This window comes from Dyella monticola, from assembly GCF_003363155.1.
Taxonomy (GTDB): Bacteria; Pseudomonadota; Gammaproteobacteria; order Xanthomonadales; family Rhodanobacteraceae; genus Dyella_B; species Dyella_B monticola.
This window is the reverse complement of the sequence record NZ_QRBE01000016.1, coordinates 49,967-65,034: the sequence shown is the minus strand read 5'-3', so window position 1 is coordinate 65,034 and position 15,068 is coordinate 49,967. Positions and strand designations below refer to the sequence as shown.

Annotated in this window: 16 protein-coding genes; 8 read left to right on the top strand and 8 right to left on the bottom strand. The window is 55.1% G+C overall.

Features of this window, described 5'->3' with window-relative positions; translation table 11 throughout:
• Positions 1–274: 274 nt before the first annotated feature.
• From DWU98_RS21795 to DWU98_RS21785, 6 genes are all read left to right on the top strand, one after another.
• Entirely contained in the window at positions 275–1,027 is a 753-nt protein-coding gene (locus tag DWU98_RS21795) for a hypothetical protein (RefSeq protein WP_147293386.1), read from the top strand.
• A gap of 98 nt (positions 1,028–1,125) precedes the next feature.
• The gene (locus DWU98_RS22455; protein ID WP_115497231.1) at positions 1,126–1,353 is read left to right on the top strand and encodes a helix-turn-helix transcriptional regulator; all 228 of its coding nucleotides are present in this window, start codon (positions 1,126–1,128) and stop codon (positions 1,351–1,353) included.
• Positions 1,354–1,619: 266 nt separating this feature from the next.
• Positions 1,620–2,162 carry a hypothetical protein gene (locus DWU98_RS21790; RefSeq protein WP_147293385.1) on the top strand — a complete coding sequence of 181 codons (543 nt, stop codon included), beginning with the start codon at positions 1,620–1,622 and terminating at the stop codon, positions 2,160–2,162.
• A gap of 153 nt (positions 2,163–2,315) precedes the next feature.
• Positions 2,316–2,987, top strand: a complete 672-nt coding sequence (locus DWU98_RS19385; RefSeq protein WP_147293384.1) for a hypothetical protein — start codon at positions 2,316–2,318, stop codon at positions 2,985–2,987.
• A gap of 288 nt (positions 2,988–3,275) precedes the next feature.
• On the top strand, positions 3,276–3,935 hold the full coding sequence (locus tag DWU98_RS19380; protein ID WP_115497229.1) for a Type 1 glutamine amidotransferase-like domain-containing protein: 660 nt from the start codon (positions 3,276–3,278) through the stop codon (positions 3,933–3,935).
• A gap of 253 nt (positions 3,936–4,188) precedes the next feature.
• Positions 4,189–4,614 carry a DUF6188 family protein gene (locus tag DWU98_RS21785; RefSeq protein WP_147293383.1) on the top strand — a complete coding sequence of 142 codons (426 nt, stop codon included), beginning with the start codon at positions 4,189–4,191 and terminating at the stop codon, positions 4,612–4,614.
• A 74-nt stretch (positions 4,615–4,688) separates the two neighbouring features.
• Here DWU98_RS21785 and DWU98_RS19375 read toward each other — a convergent pair whose 3' ends face one another.
• The 4 genes from DWU98_RS19375 to DWU98_RS22025 form a co-directional block, all read right to left on the bottom strand.
• The gene (locus DWU98_RS19375) at positions 4,689–5,921 is read right to left on the bottom strand and encodes a hypothetical protein (RefSeq protein ID WP_147293382.1); all 1,233 of its coding nucleotides are present in this window, start codon (positions 5,919–5,921) and stop codon (positions 4,689–4,691) included.
• 190 nt (positions 5,922–6,111) lie between these two features.
• Positions 6,112–6,417 (bottom strand): P-loop NTPase fold protein, encoded by a 306-nt coding sequence (locus DWU98_RS19370; protein ID WP_115497227.1) that lies wholly within the window; start codon positions 6,415–6,417, stop codon positions 6,112–6,114.
• A 215-nt stretch (positions 6,418–6,632) separates the two neighbouring features.
• Entirely contained in the window at positions 6,633–7,298 is a 666-nt protein-coding gene (locus DWU98_RS21780; protein WP_147293381.1) for a hypothetical protein, read from the bottom strand.
• 437 nt (positions 7,299–7,735) lie between these two features.
• On the bottom strand, positions 7,736–8,491 hold the full coding sequence (locus DWU98_RS22025; RefSeq protein WP_158545125.1) for a hypothetical protein: 756 nt from the start codon (positions 8,489–8,491) through the stop codon (positions 7,736–7,738).
• 731 nt (positions 8,492–9,222) lie between these two features.
• On the opposite strand from DWU98_RS22025, the gene DWU98_RS19355 reads away from it, so the two are divergent.
• Entirely contained in the window at positions 9,223–9,489 is a 267-nt protein-coding gene (locus DWU98_RS19355; RefSeq protein WP_115497224.1) for an XAC0095 family protein, read from the top strand.
• 66 nt (positions 9,490–9,555) lie between these two features.
• Here the strand turns inward: DWU98_RS19355 and DWU98_RS19350 are convergent, their stop codons facing one another.
• Entirely contained in the window at positions 9,556–10,620 is a 1,065-nt protein-coding gene (locus tag DWU98_RS19350; RefSeq protein WP_115497223.1) for a glycoside hydrolase family 18 protein, read from the bottom strand.
• A 187-nt stretch (positions 10,621–10,807) separates the two neighbouring features.
• Positions 10,808–11,458 carry a hypothetical protein gene (locus tag DWU98_RS21775; RefSeq protein ID WP_147293380.1) on the bottom strand — a complete coding sequence of 217 codons (651 nt, stop codon included), beginning with the start codon at positions 11,456–11,458 and terminating at the stop codon, positions 10,808–10,810.
• Positions 11,459–12,152: 694 nt separating this feature from the next.
• Between DWU98_RS21775 and DWU98_RS19340 the strand changes: the two genes are divergently transcribed.
• Positions 12,153–12,530 (top strand): hypothetical protein, encoded by a 378-nt coding sequence (locus DWU98_RS19340; protein WP_147293379.1) that lies wholly within the window; start codon positions 12,153–12,155, stop codon positions 12,528–12,530.
• Positions 12,531–12,553: 23 nt separating this feature from the next.
• Here the strand turns inward: DWU98_RS19340 and DWU98_RS19335 are convergent, their stop codons facing one another.
• The gene (locus DWU98_RS19335; protein WP_115497220.1) at positions 12,554–12,796 is read right to left on the bottom strand and encodes a hypothetical protein; all 243 of its coding nucleotides are present in this window, start codon (positions 12,794–12,796) and stop codon (positions 12,554–12,556) included.
• Positions 12,797–13,004: 208 nt separating this feature from the next.
• Complete coding sequence (locus DWU98_RS19330) at positions 13,005–15,014, bottom strand: S1 family peptidase (RefSeq protein WP_158545124.1); 2,010 nt, start codon at positions 15,012–15,014, stop codon at positions 13,005–13,007.
• Between the last annotated feature and the right edge of the window lie 54 nt (positions 15,015–15,068).

The following is a 15,068-nucleotide window of genomic DNA, read 5'->3' as shown; positions in this document are numbered from 1 at the left end:
GCCGCCACCTCCACCAATTTAAACTCCAACGCAGTCCATCAAGGGCCGGCAAACCTAGCAACAGCAACGGTTCCGGCCTTTTTTTTTGCTCAAAGACGTCCAGCTTCGTCCGTTGCAATCCGGGGGCAGCTGGGGGCAAGATCTGGGGCAACTCAAGATCGTCGAATGATGTTGCCCCCATGCCGCTAACTGATACAGCAGTCCGCAAAGTCAAACCCTCCGAAAACCTTCCCCGGCTGGCGCGGCTCCCATTGAAGGGCGCAGAGGTGTGCGCATGGATTTTCAATTTGTAGATTTCGCCTCGAAGGCCAAAGAATTGGGCTTAACAGAGGCGACATTTCGTGCACGAGTGTTGAACCGATACGACGAGTTGCCGTGTTTTATACATCTCTCATCATGCTATGCAGTAGGTACGCAAGAGGATTTTTTACCACCTTGGTCTGAAACCAACTTTCCACATGCGTCATGGCAGGACCTCGGTTGTCGGCTAGATGTTCGCGGCCTATCCACAGGGAGCGAAATTTCAGAACGACGCCCGCGATATTTTGTAACCGGATGGTTTGCCATTAGCGAACATGCTTTTAGCGAAGTTTTTTTCAGAGGACAAATCTTTATAGATACAACCTGGATTGCAGCGGTAAGTGCAGATTTGAATCAGGTCATTCCTCTCGAATTGAACGTAAAGCCAAATCAAGAATGGGTTGAATCCGGCGGTTACGAAGAGGGAGGGTATTACCGCGATAGATACCCGATAATTACAAAGGACAAGTTGTATTGGCTGTCTGAAGAATCAGAAAAGCCAGAACCTCAATCGACAAGAAAGACGAATAGTTATCTCGGAATCATTGCCGCCATGCGTAACTTGCTCATGGATCGGGACGGCGGTGGATTTCCTAGTCAGGCGAAAGTCATTGCGGAACTGGAAAGCCGCTATGGTGACGTCGAAGGGATCAGCAAGCGTAACTTGGAGAAGGTATTCGCAGAAGCAGGAAGATTGTTGGGCGCTGGAAAGCAACCCCGCTCATAGCGCCGCAAATCGGTGCTTAGCGCCGCAACTGCGGTGAATAACAGAAGCTTTGTCTGCAACATCGCGTCCCGGACTTCAATAAACGGGAAAACATTGCGATGCACATTTCTCTTCCGGACACCGGTTACCTACGCCTACCCCAAATAATTGGCAGGAAGTCGACAGCCAATGATCCTGGCTTGCCGGCTTTGGTGCCCGTTTCGGCCAGTACGCTTTGGCAATGGGTCCGGGATGGAAAATTTCCAGCTCCCGTGAAGCTCGGCCCACGCACGACCGCATGGTCTGTTGAAAGCGTACGCGCCTACATTCAGCGGGTCGCAGAATGACAGGCCGTAATCAAGATTTGTCTCCGTTGACAGTGCTGCTATGCGCGGTTCTGATCTTGCTGACGGCAGGATGCATGCGATGCGCATAGCCTTTCCTATCAACTCAAACGTCACCAGCGTGCACCTAAGCCTCTCGCTGGCAACGATGCAGGGTGTCCAGCGTCAGTCACCGCAATACCTTCTAGAGAGCGACGTATCACGCTTGGACGCGGCGGGCGTCACACACTGTCTTGACACCGATAGTCGCCTATTGCTGGAGGTACCTCATGTCGAAGGCTGACCAGCAAGCGTCAAAAAACGCCAGAAGGCGCACGAAAGTAAAGGGACGCGTCGATGCAAGAGAAAGTTTTGCAGGCGTTCCTCGTGCCGTCATGAACACTCGAAAATATCGGCTACTTTCGGCTCCTGCCAAAGTGCTGTTATTTGAGCTTTGCCGGCAGCACAACGGGTTCAACAACGGCGACCTATGCGCAGCGTGGGGAATGGTGAAGGATCGCGGCTGCGGCTCGCATACGACCGTTCAGAAGGCCACCAACGAGCTCACACGTGTTGGCATGATCGAGATGACTGAACGAGGCGGACGCCACCGACCAAACTTGTACGCATTGACATGGAAGGCCTGGGATGATTGCGGAATCAAGGTAAGTTTTTCGCCGACACGTTCACCTTCCGGCTTGTGGAAGGACTCTGAGGCATCGCAACCAACTGAGCGGCATTCGCTGGAAATTGAAAAGGCATACCCGCGAAACAGGCAACGGTTACCCGATAAACAGGCAGATTGCTCGATTCCAGAGCGCGCATCACCATAAATCTACCTGCCAAACAGGCCTATCAGGCCACTTTCGATCATCGAATCTACCTGCCAGATAGGCACCTATATAGATATACCAGGGTGTGTGCGTTTTCCCGGCCTGTCTGTCTTACTTGGCCGTTGGATGTTTCGCGCACAAAGTGATGGGGCCATGACGACAAGACCGCATAAGAAAGCTGAGCCGACCACGCCGAAGTCGCGCACCTTGACCGTGGAGATGAAGCCTGGTGAATCGCACGATTACTTGGTGGCTAAGACCGCCGCCGGCCCACATTTCAGCGCGGCCGGAACCATCATCCGGTATGGTCAAGCAGATGCGGGCGAACTATCACTGACCGACCTAGCCCACGTCCTGAAAGATCAGGCCGACACGATCAGCCGTGGCGATCTGCGCAATATCGAGGCAATGCTAGGTAGTCAGGCTACCGCATTAAACGTCATGTTCGCGGAGCTGGCCCGACGTGCGGCGGTGAATATGGGCGAGTACATCAATGCAACCGAAATCTATCTGAAGCTTGCTCTACGGGCACAAAGCCAGTGTCGTGCGACGCTTGAAACCCTGGCTGTTATCAAGAATCCGCCCGTAGTATTCGCCAAACAGGCCAACATTGCCCACGGGCACCAACAGGTGAATAACGGCACGCCTCACGCGCACGCGGAACAAATCGTGGATCAGCCAAACGAACTATTGGAGAAGGACCATGACAAACGGCTGGACACCCGAGCGGCGGACACGGCAAGCGGCAGCGATCCAGCACTGGCGACCGTGGAGGGCATCCACGGGGCCGCGAACTGCAAGCGGCAAGGCCGGCGCCAGCCGTAATGCTTGGAAGGGCGGCACACGCCCGATTTTGCGCGAAATGGCGAAGACGCTGCACAGCCAGCGACAATGGCTGGATGAAGTGGGTGAATAACCCAAGCAGAGCATTCCTAATGTCTAGGTGGGAGCGCAGCTGCGGATTCCGGTCTGGTTGAACATCGATTCCGGCAAGCGCTGAGCACCGCGCTGGTGCCGACCATGGGCGCGAGAGGCGCTCACCGCTATGATTCTGAAAAGTTCGCTTCCGACCCGAAGCAGACGTTATTGGAAAGACGAGATCGTAGAGGAGATATGAAGCTTCTTCTCACCTCCGCCGGCATCAAGAACACGAGCATCGCCAACGCGCTCGTCGAGATGCTGGGCAAGCCCATCGCCGAGGCCAATGCCCTGGTGATCCCGACGGCTGCGTACACCGCTGGGGGGCCTGGTGCCGCGTGGCGGATTGTCTCTGGCCGCGCGATGACTCCGCTGTGCGAGATCGGCTGGAAGTCTCTCGGCCTGCTTGAGCTCACAGCGCTTCCCAGCATCGACGCGGCGCAGTGGATTCCCATCGTCCGGGAAACCAACGCTCTTCTGGTGGGCGGTGGCGATCCGCTGTATCTCGCGCACTGGCTGCAGCATTCCGGCTTGGCTGACGTCCTGCCTTCGCTGCAGGAGACGGTGTGGGTCGGGGTGAGCGCCGGGAGCCTCGTGGCGGCGCACCACCTAGGTCAGTACATGAGTGACTGGCAGTCGCCGACAGGCAGCGTCGAGGCACTGGGGCTGGTCGACTTCGGCATCTTTCCACACCTCAACCACCCAAACATGCCGGAGTTCGGCCTAGCCGAAGCGGAGCGCTGGGCCGCCGCGCTCGATGTGCCGGGCTATGCCATCGACGACCAGACCGCTATCACTGTCATCGACGGCGAGGTCGCTGTCGTCTCCGAGGGTCACTGGAAGCTGTTCAACTGAGCAGTCCTGCTGGACGTGTTCTAGAAACTTATTAGGATGCCTGTGTGAGCAAGATCAGACGATTGTCCGCTTTCGACCCAAAGCAGACCTTCCAGCGCAGCAATCGATGTCCGGCTTCGCGCTGGATTGTTAGCTGGACGTCGGACAAGTAAAGTTCCCATAGGTCAAGGCTTTAAGGGCTGCGTTCAGCAAGTGCGCGCAGATGTATAACCGGACGTGCACGTCCGTCTATTAGGTAGTTAGGTCAAAGACCATGGATTCCTTCGATTTTTCATGCATTGTTGGCCGCGTCATTACAGGCGTCCAACATATTAAGCCATCCCAGTGGAGCTTCACGGTCCAGCCATCTCTCGGCATCGGCGTAGAATGCCCTTGGCGGATCTTGGATGCCGGTCGTATAGCAATTAGCAGCGAAGATCATTTACAACAATATGGCTTGCCAGCTTCGATTGATGCTGCGTCGATTGCCACTAATTTGCTGGCTTCGCGGCCAGTCATACGCATAGAAGTTCGCGAGAGCACCGCCGATCTTCTTTTAGAGTTTGAGGGGTATCTCCGCCTCGAAGTTATTCCATTCTCAACGGGCTATGAAAGTTGGAATATCTTTGGCCCGTCGGGTTTTCATGTCGTTGCACAAGGTGGCGGGCAGCTATGCATTAGGAGAGAGCCCATGACCTGACTGGAATCATTTCCATGATGAGACCTTTGTACCCTGGATGAACTCTGAAGATGCGTAGGTCATACATGCCGGTCTCAGCTTGAATCTTTGGGCAAGAACCTGGAAAGACGAAGTGCATTCAATCGGTTCTCGCTGGCAATCCTTTTGAGAGCGACAACGGCGGTGGCATAGATTTTTTTATAATGTTCGTCGTCGTTGTTGTTGCTGGTCATTGACCCAAACTGCAAACATGTCTTGATGTACATGTCGAGATCTGTGTCCATCTCTATGGACTTGAAGAAACCAAAGTACTCGTCCGCCGTCGCATTTGACAGAACTTCAATCTGTTCCTTGCTCCACCCGTTCTTGCCTGACATGTCTCTTATCGCATCCCCGAGCGTCGGCATCGATTTTTCAGAAAAGTAGGCATTTCTTGCCATATCCTTGAATTTCTCATCCACGCTTTCGGATGACAGGAATGCGTTCTGAGGATTGAGAAACTCCTTGCTCTCACGCTTAGCCATCTCTATCCAATGATTCATCAACTCATCGGCGATGTCTTCATGCCCCAGTTCGCGCATGAGTCGAACAGTCCCCATCGCGTTTCCCAGATGAATCCACTTTGCCCCATCAAGAAACCTTTGGCGCAATGTTGTGACAAGCTCCTGCTCATTGTCGGCAAACGTGTCGTGAAAAAGTCCCCAAGCCTGGGTGAAGCTCCCCGAGTGATTATTCTTCAGTGCCATCTCCTGAAAAGAATTGACCATAGCAACGAAGTCATCGTCAACTACATAGCCCTTCTCTAGAAACTGGCAGATGTGTAAATCGAACTCATCAGAGTCTCGATAGCCATAGCCAGACAGGACTTTCTCAGTCACTTTTTGCGATTCAGTCTTCTCCATTTTCCCTGATGACATCATCAAGGCTGCATAGCTTGTGTCCTTCACTATTTCATAGGAAGGCACAGTGCTTTCGCGACTGTTATAGCACCACGTCAGAAGAACGGATGAATGAATAAGCTGCCGCGTAAGGGCCTCATCTTTTCCTTCCACATAGGGGAGAAGTGTTTCGATGACGCGCCGAATGCGCTGCAAAATCCGGATATTCTTGATGTCAAGACGAACAACTTTTTCTGTGACTTCCTTCGAATGCTCCCAGTCGTCGGTAAAGACAAGCTTTGCGCACTCTTCTACCGAAGGTGAGAAAACCATCTCTCCATCAAAAACTTTTTCCTTGAAGGCATCGAAGACTGGCCTGTCCGATTCCAGCTCATCTTCGTTCAAAATAACAACGATCCGACAGCCCCGTTGCTCCTTGAGCATGGACACAAGGCCTAGAACCTCCTTGAGTGGAAGCCCCGTACCTTTCCTCTCCACATCATCGAGGCATATCACATAATTTTTAATCGCAAAGAAGGACAGTGACCTGGCTACGTTTCCCCACGTCCCCAGGATGGGTGTCACCTGCGAAATATTCTTCCTACCTAGATTCAGCAATCGCCGACTGGGTTCCTTAATCTCATCGATGGAGGAAGACCGCATCACTGCCTTGGCATTTTCTGCCCACGTCAAGGAGCTTGCCCCAGCGTCCACATCCCTGGCGGATACAGTCAAAAATGGCTGACTTCAGCTCGGCAAGGTTGTTCGTCCCAAACAAGGATACGTAAGAATATTTTTTGACCAGCCCTTGTTGCGAAGCACTCTTGATGACCTGATTCCAAAAATAGGTCTTCCCGCTGCCCCACTTGCCACTGATGGAAATGGCCTGAGGACTGTCCGATTTAAGAAACCTCTCTACAGCGGTCCGTACATCTTTCAATGACATGCCATTCCCCTGTTGAACATCCTCACCCTATTGCTGTTTCCGGTCTTTCCGAACGATTCGGGCTGGTGAGCCAAACTCTGATCCCAATCCATTGCTGCTTGACCAGTAACTGTCCTTCCAAACTCTTACGATACGTGTCCGTAAGCTGTATTTCAGACTCGGCTATCGAGCGGTTTAGCTGGCGACCACACCCAGGAAGCATTGATGGATACCGCTTAGAAGCTCAGCCCCAATGGATGGTAGCAATTGTACTTCTCAGCCTCTGCATTCACTTCGTCAACTGATACATGTCGCGCGATTAATTCCTCCGGCGCGAGGCTTTTCAAGACTTCGACATCGATGCAGTGGTGATTGGTGACGCCAAACAAACGTTGCGCCGTGCGCGCCACCGCACCAATACCCTGATCCATAGGGTTGATCAATTGAATCCCGGGCACGATGGGTCTATCAGATCCTGGGACTCCATGAATGTCACCGGCGTGTTGAGCGTTGAGTAGCCGCTCCCGAAAGCCGCCATCCTCCGTAGAGGCTTGGCTGTTCGTGTAGGGGTCGGGCGAGGCGAGCACATGAGGCAGCACCGGGACGGCAGGAGGCGGTGACACGTTGGTGGAGGTGGGCCGTGCAGTAACGTGCGCGACGTGTTGGCCTGGTAGCAGTGTGGCTTCTTTCACCAACGCTTTCTGAGCGACGCCCGGAGAGCGCACGACCAGGTGTGGCGCTGGTGATACGGATGGTGTGGACGTTGGTCGTGGCGACAAAATGAACCGCAGTTTGAGTGCGCTTGCGTGGTGTTCCACCACGGGGAACATGCCGGTATAGGAGGCTACCGGCTGCAACAGCACTATCAGAAGGACTAGATGGCACCCGATCGTCAGGACCATTGCCACGATCCGGCGAGCCGATACGGTAGGGCCCCTGGATTTTACCCCCTGCACTCTCACCAGCGACCTTCCCTTGTCCGCGCGAGCTCCGCGCCCCAGGTTCAGGAGACTGATTGAGCGCTCGCAAGTTCCGCTGAAGATCGTCTGCAATGGGCGCGGAAGCGGAGCTTTTCAGCATGGGCTAAGTCCACAGGAGGCGACCAGCGGGGTCACCGAAATATTGGCTAACACCAGCGGCGTGAGCAGCCCTTGCCGGAATAGGTGCTCAGACAGTCCGGAATCCGCACGAGTACGCACAGGGGCAACTTTGGGCAACAAGGCTTCGCCACCGATGAGAAATCATTGGCATTTTTTTTGCCAGATTTTATCGAGCACACGTTGACGTCAACAGAATTCATCCGCCCAAAATTAAGCCAACCTGGAACCGTTATTTATTGCTAATCGAGTTTAAAGGGTGTCAGCAGCATCTGGACATGCGTTTTTGGCCGCGAGGGATTTGTGGTTTTGGCCGGGGCTGCGGCGGTTGACGCCGGAGCGGGAGCAGCACTCGATGCTCTGGCCGGCGCGGCGGCGGTTGATCCCGAAGCGGGGGCAACGTTCGATGCTTTGGCTGGCCCGGCAGTCGACGACTCCGGCGCCGGAAGACCTGTAGACGTCGCAGCCGCAAACGCTGAGAGACCGTCCTGGCTGCTTGCGTTGCCGGCTGTCGCGCACGTTAGCGCGGTGTGGGCAACTACCATCTCAAGTTTACTTGTGTCGCTGCCAGCGGCTGCAAAATCCTTCGCGCCCTGCGTATACGCTAGCGCTACAGCGTTGGCTTGGCTGAGAGAGTCAATAGTGCTGTATGCCTTACCGATTGACTGTTGCATCGCATTGGCGCCGCCCGAATAGCCAGCAAGCGCATTTTTCGCCTTCGTGCTCGACGCAAGAGGTGCTCCAACTGCGCCGGCAAAGGCACCTGACAAACCGACGGCCAATTGCCAACCATTGGAGTACGTTCCGCCGCTGGCATAGTATTCCCGGTATTTTTCGCAATACCGAGCAACAGTCGTAGCCATCGTCTGTGCAAGCGCTTCCTTACTGCAATCACCAGCACAAAGTTCAGACGGGTTTTTCCACGGCCAACTGGGCGCATGGGCACATGCGCCGATAAGAAAAAGAATAGATGCCCCAAAGAAATACCTAGCACGCATACTCCCCTCCCCTTGAAGGGTATTGCGACCCGGGTGATTCGATTGAATGACGCAAAGCCGTCGTAGGCCTTCACGTGGCGCACTCTTTACTTTGAGTAATGTGTAGCTTTTGTGAATGGTTCTAGCTGCCAGGGGCGCTTTCCAACATCCCGCAACCTCACCATCAAAAGAAAGACGTTCGATGAGAAATCATCGGGCGTTTTTTTATTGCTGAAATCGTGTTGACCGAATCTGGCATCAACTGCAGCAGTCGTCGGACCGGCGCCGCGATGCAATACGCATCGTTGATAGCGCCTTGCGTCTGCTTCGTGCCCACGCTCATCAGCCTTATCGGCGGCATCAAATCCGCCTCCCCTGACAGATTAGCGGCGCGCTTTGTGCGATGGTCCTTTCGTCGGGTGTGCCCATCCGTCTTTGATGAACACGGCACACCCGACATGAGTGAAGCGCGGATCGCCGGAGTAGGAGCTCAGACGATCCGCTGGCCACAACCAACTGAATAGAGAGTTGACCATGGTTCTCCCGATCATACGGCAAGCACGCACCCGCGTGCCCCCGCCACGCCGATTTTTACTAACGCTTCACCGCCACGCATGCTGCGTGGTGTCGGGCCACTCAGGGCTTTCGTAGAAACGGAATCGGATCCTTCCGCGTCTACGTGCAGGGTTTTTCCTGCAAGCCCCTCACGCCACGTGCAATACGTGGCGTGACTTAACGACATGGAGTGCCCCATGAACACCCCTCGCGACCTTTTCTACGAAGGCAACCACCTGCTATCCCATGACCACTACCTCGAACTGTGCGACATCCGCGACAAACTTTTGCTGATGGCCCAACTCGCCGGCAGCAGCACGTCCTTGAACGACCCCCACGCCATGCTCTACATCCGTCGCGCACTGCTCGGCGAAATGCTCGGCAATCTCAGCTTTCAGCTCAACCTTGCCCTGTTTGCACTGGAACGCGTTGATGCGGTGGAGGCTGGTGCGTCGACGGAGTGAGCGGTGTGAGCATGGGAAGATGGTCCTTACGTTTAGACGTCCATTCATCCGGGCCGCGCAGCGGCCTCAGCCTGTGGGCCAGTCGGATAGCAGCGTGGCTAACAGTGTTTGGGCGTCGGTTGCATCGATGTTGTAAACCATGACACCTGCATAACCCTGCTGGGCCATCCATTGCAGGTCGCTGGCCGTGGGGTTGTAGAAGCCGGAGCCGGCATTGAAACCACACAGCAAATGGTTATTGGGCATCAGGCCCTGGTACGGGGGTAACTGGTCCTGAGGGCCTTCCCAATAGGACATGGTCCAGCCCCAGGTCAGGTCTTGGCCTAGGTTGGTGCCGCCGTAGCTGGGTTGGAAATAGCTCACGTCCTCGAACAAGGCCTTGGAGAACGAGGCCGTGCCGATGCTCTGGCGGACATAGTGACCCACCATGGCGAGCGAGCCTTCAACGGGCGTGCCGGCGGAATACTCGTCATCGATGTCGATGCCGTCCACCTGATAGGTGGATAGCGTGTATTGGCACTGCCCCGCGAACTGCTGCGCGTCGGCCTGCCCGGCCGCCGTCGCCGGAAACTCCGACCAGCCGGCAGCGTCATGGTTATTGAGGCCGGTCACCAGCACGGCGATGCCCTTGGCGTGGGCGTAGGCGATGTCATCGCCGGTCAACGCCTGCATGACGTCGGAATTGGCCCGCAGCATGGTGGGCCCAGCGCCGTTAGGGTCCACCCAGGATGTGCCGCTCGGCAAGCCCGTGGATTTCATGTTGAGGTTGGCAGGAAACAGGATGGCATCCAGCGCCGGTGCGCCGTTGTAAGTGAGATCGGCCGCTGCCTTCACCCCACCGGGGCTGGCATAGGCCACGGCCACGCACTGCCGCTTATAGGCATCGCATTGCGGTGCGCTGCCATACCAAGGGGCTCGCGTGCTGTTAAAGAACACGGCGTCGCCAGGATTGAAGCTGCGCCCGTTGGTCAGAATCATGTATTCCCGGCAATAGAAGAAATAAGAAATGCTGGGGTCCTGAAAAGCAATCAACTGCGCCTGGGCCGGCGTACAGTTGTGTACGGTTTTTACAAAGTTGGACCAGTCCGCACCTTCATATTGCGCGGCATTAGCGGTTTTAATCCAAGGCATGACGCTCTCCTTTCGTCTAAAGGAACGCCCGCGTCAACGGGCGTACTGTGCATTGATCGGATACAGCGCCATTAACGGCCGCTGCGCTGGGCTGCGCGTTGAACCAAGTGTTTGAGCGATTAGGGTTGGACACCATGACCGAAGCCAAGGTCACGTCCACTGATTTAGCTGGGCACAACCGTTTTCCCTACTTGTTGGTCGAAGGGGCTGTGCTTGCACTCGGTACGGTATGTATCGACGAAGAAGAGTGAGGCTCACTTCCTTCGCCAGGTTTAGAGGTCGTTTGCTTCGCGCCACTTCGACTTGGATCACTGGCCGGTGACGAGGGCGCCGTCGATGCCACCTCTTTAACGGGTTCGGATTTCGTTTGCGAATCAGGAATGATTGGGCTCACGATATTTGCAACGACGATCACTGCCGCAGCCAGGCAAAGCACACGCACCGTGCGGTTTGGAAGAAACCTGGGCCGCCAGCGCTTCCATGCGAAATACGCCGGGATGGCCATGCAAACAAGCGCGATAACCACGTAGGGATGATGCTGGTAAATAGAGAAGATCGAACCTACGAAGCTTGCTGCGGTAGGAACAACGGCCTTGACGATGTCCCACAGCTCCCCCAGAAGCCAGAGGAGAACGCCAAGAATGGGAACGACAATGGCCCAACCCAACAATACGAGCAACGTGTTGGCTACCGTTTTTCCTCGATATACCTTGTTTTGAAATTGGAGCCAAACTGGCACCGCAGCCAAAGTCACAAGGGATGCGGCCAGGGGATACTCGCCAAAGACTTTGACTATCAGATCCTTCCAACCATCCAGTACATCAAGTATTCCACTCATGTCGCTCCCCCAGTGCTAATAAAGCTCGACCCCACCCCTCGAATATAGGCCCAATTGCTTATCTTCCGGCAACAGCCGATCTCCCTCGATGCGTCTATCAAGGTGTCAGCACACTCGAATGGATTTGCTACCGTCACGCCACAGCCCCCTGTGCGCGTTTGGCCTAAACCACTGGCCAGTCCATGACTGTCACTACCCGAGCCATCTATGAGCTCTCGCGGGATAGGAGAGCATCCAGATGCGTGAAGAGTCCGTGAAATAAAAGCCTGGTCGGGTTATTCGACATATAGGCCTAAGAAGCCAACACCCGCTCTTCAAAGTGCAGGTTCTATTTCTTGTCGGCCAGGGATACGAACACTCTCGTCCAAGGCCTGCACAACCCTTCTACTACACGCTTCTGGTTCATCCCATGCCCCAGCATCATTGGAAACTGTGGCCCATACGGGACTGGAGTACGCAAAATCGAGGGTGCGCCATTCATCGCGCTGCCGGGCAACAGCAGCTCGATGTATTGAAACAAATATCTTTTTATATGCCGCACTCGAGAGATATTACGACGCCCTTTCTTTATCCATTTAAATAGGCGAGATGTATTAGATTGATAGCAGCCTGCAAAAATATCCGCCTCTTCTCGCAAATTGACTGACCATAAATAATGGAGTCAAAATATTAAGGACATCGGGGAGAGCTGATTATGAAGGCAAAAATAGCTTCTATTGCGACTGCCATGCTGTTGGTAAGCCCTGGCGCCCATGCAAATACGCTTTTTCATGCGACGACGGCCGGCTCGCAAATGGCCTGCAAAGACAAGACCGTCATACCGACATTAATCGATGCCATAAAACACAATCCCAACGATCCGCAGATCCACGCCTTGATGGTGCAAGGCAATTGCATGCCGGTGTCGCCGACCGTTTCGTTTTCGGTGCTGAGCCGCGAGACCATTCAGGCCCCTTCCGGCTTTGAGAAGTTAGTGGAAATATCCGTCGCTATTGCCGACAGCCCTAACATGCCGCCGGACATTTCATGGATGATGGCTGACGATATCGCACCCGTTTCACCCAAGCACTGAACCGGCCGCGCAGTTCGCGCACATCACCCTTTAGTCATCTCATGAAACGGCTTCGGTGCCGGCGTGCCATCGGCGGGCAGTGCGTTGATGGCCATGTCGCGAACGGTACGTGCAAGCACTACGCCTCGGACGAATGCATCCTTGGCCGGCCCAGGGTTGTCAGGCGTCTGGACCAGGGCAAGGAACAAGGTGTCGTAGAGGGTTTTCAGTTTTTCGGCGTATGCGTCGTGGATGATGTCGGCATCGGTCGAGGCGGTGGTGGGCATAATGTCTCCTGGTGCAGGTGACTGTTGTTCGTGTGGTTGGATGGCATTGGCAAGTTATACATCGTGTCACCGTCTATACGTGTATGTGACCCAATCGCCCTACGTTTCGAGACCTCATCTTTTTGAGGATGTCATTCCGGCGAAGGTAGATGGACACGTTTGGCAAGCCCGATACACCCCTTAATCAATAACTCGATACGCCCCCTAATCAATAATCAGTATCGTTAATCTGCAAACCACTTACGATCTGATCAAGCTTGGTCTTCATCACATCAGCCGATTGATTGCCTTCGACACCGAGGAATGCGCTATAGAGCACATCCGACCGCTCATGCGTGGGTTTGAGCACCTTCGCAATGGAGGCCACGTCGTTGTCGACATAGGCCACGCCATCATAGGGATGTTTGGCGAGTGCATATTTCTGCCACTCCTGTTTGGACTGCTCGCTCATATCCTCGGCCGGCTGGATGACACGGCGAACATTGATGCGGTCAGGGCCACCGTCTTGCGGTTTTACGCGAACGTCCGCCACATCCAGCGTCGGGTGGCTTTGGTTTTTGAAGAACGCAAAGCCAAGCCTGAGCGTGCTATCCGGAGCGATCTTCTGCACCTTCGACGTGAAAGCGAGTTTGATGTGATTGGAGGCGTACGCAAAGGTGCTGCCATAGTTCACATCGAGCTTTGCATCTTTCAGTGAGGCGGGCAGTAATGCCTGGTTACTCAGATATTCCTGCCATTGGCGCAGCGTGCCGCTGTAGGCAACGCTCACGAAGTCGGTGATGGTCTCCAGGTCGCCGATGCGCGTCTGCTTATCCGGAGCGGCTGCATAGTTAAAGATCACGACATAACCGTCTGGCACCGCAAGCGATGTAGTGATTGCATAGGTATTGCCGAATGGAATCGGCCAGATGTCGATGCGCCACGGGCGGCCCCATGCATCCAGGTGGCGAATGGTCTGCGCCGGCTCACCCATGGAAGTGATATTGATTTTTTCGGTGCCGATGGCACGCGTGCTGAACCCTGTCGCGAGCATGGTATCCATCAGCAACTTGGGTTTGTCGTAATAGCTGGTCGCAGCAAGATGATCAGGTCGGCGGACATGGAAGAAGATGACGGCCCCCGCGTGACCGGTGCTCACTTGCGCACCATCGGGCAGCGGAAATGCGGACCCTTTTTGCACGCTTCCATGCCAGGATCCATCCTGCGTGCGCACAATCAGTTCCGGCACGATGTTCAACGGAGCCACCGCATGCAGGATGCGCTCGGCGCCCGCTCCATTCGGAAACAGATTGGGCGCTTCCTGCTTCAACAATGCATCCCGTTGCGCCTGGAAGTGAGCATCGTGCACTTGTTCGAGCTTGGTGATGAAATCGGCCAGACTCAACGGCAAGCTGAAGCTGGTGCTGTAAGTACCGGTGACCTGCGTGTCCATGATCGGCAGGCCGTAGGCATTGCGTACGTTGAACACCCCCTGGTTTTTCGGCGCGTTGAGTAATTCCGCAATGGGCAGCGCGTAGTTGAGATTCTCGTTAGGCGATTTGGCCAACACCACGCCGATCACTTTGCCGCTTTTGTCGAGCAGTGGTCCGCCGCTATTGCCGGGTGATGCGGCTGCGGAGAAGCGTATCCATTTCCATCGTCCATCTTGATCTTCCGGCGTATCTGACGTGTAGAGGCCATCGCGCACCACGATGCCCTCCCCCAACGCATCGCCTACCGCATAAATGGGCTGATTGAGCACCGGATGTGTATTCGCTTCCAGCGGTGCGGTTGACGGGTTGTTGGCAAGGGAGAAAACCACGAAGTCGCGATCGGATGCATAGCTCTCGATGCTGTCGATGGCATACACATGGCCGCTGCCATCGCGCAGTGCGGGCGGCCCCCACAAACTGTGCAGTGCCAGTGCAATCACGTGACCGGCGGTTACGTAACGATTGTGGCCGATGGCGAATGCAGTACCTACGGAATAGAACTTGTCGTTGCGCTCCTGGTATGGCAGCAGATCGAGCGGCAATGGCTTTGCATACGTAAGCGGATCGTGGACAGGCTTGGCCATCACCACTTCAAAGGTGGCCGCCCGTACCTTGGCCAGCGTCGAGGGATCAAGCGTATCTGCACGAGCCACTGCCGTTGTCAGCAACGCCACCAGCAACAGCAGGGCAGAACACAGGTCTGGGAAGGGGATGACGTTTTGCGCAATACGACGCGGCTTTTCCATGAGCAACCTCGGCGACTGGCCGGCGCCGGATCTCCGTCTGGAAAACCCTATGTG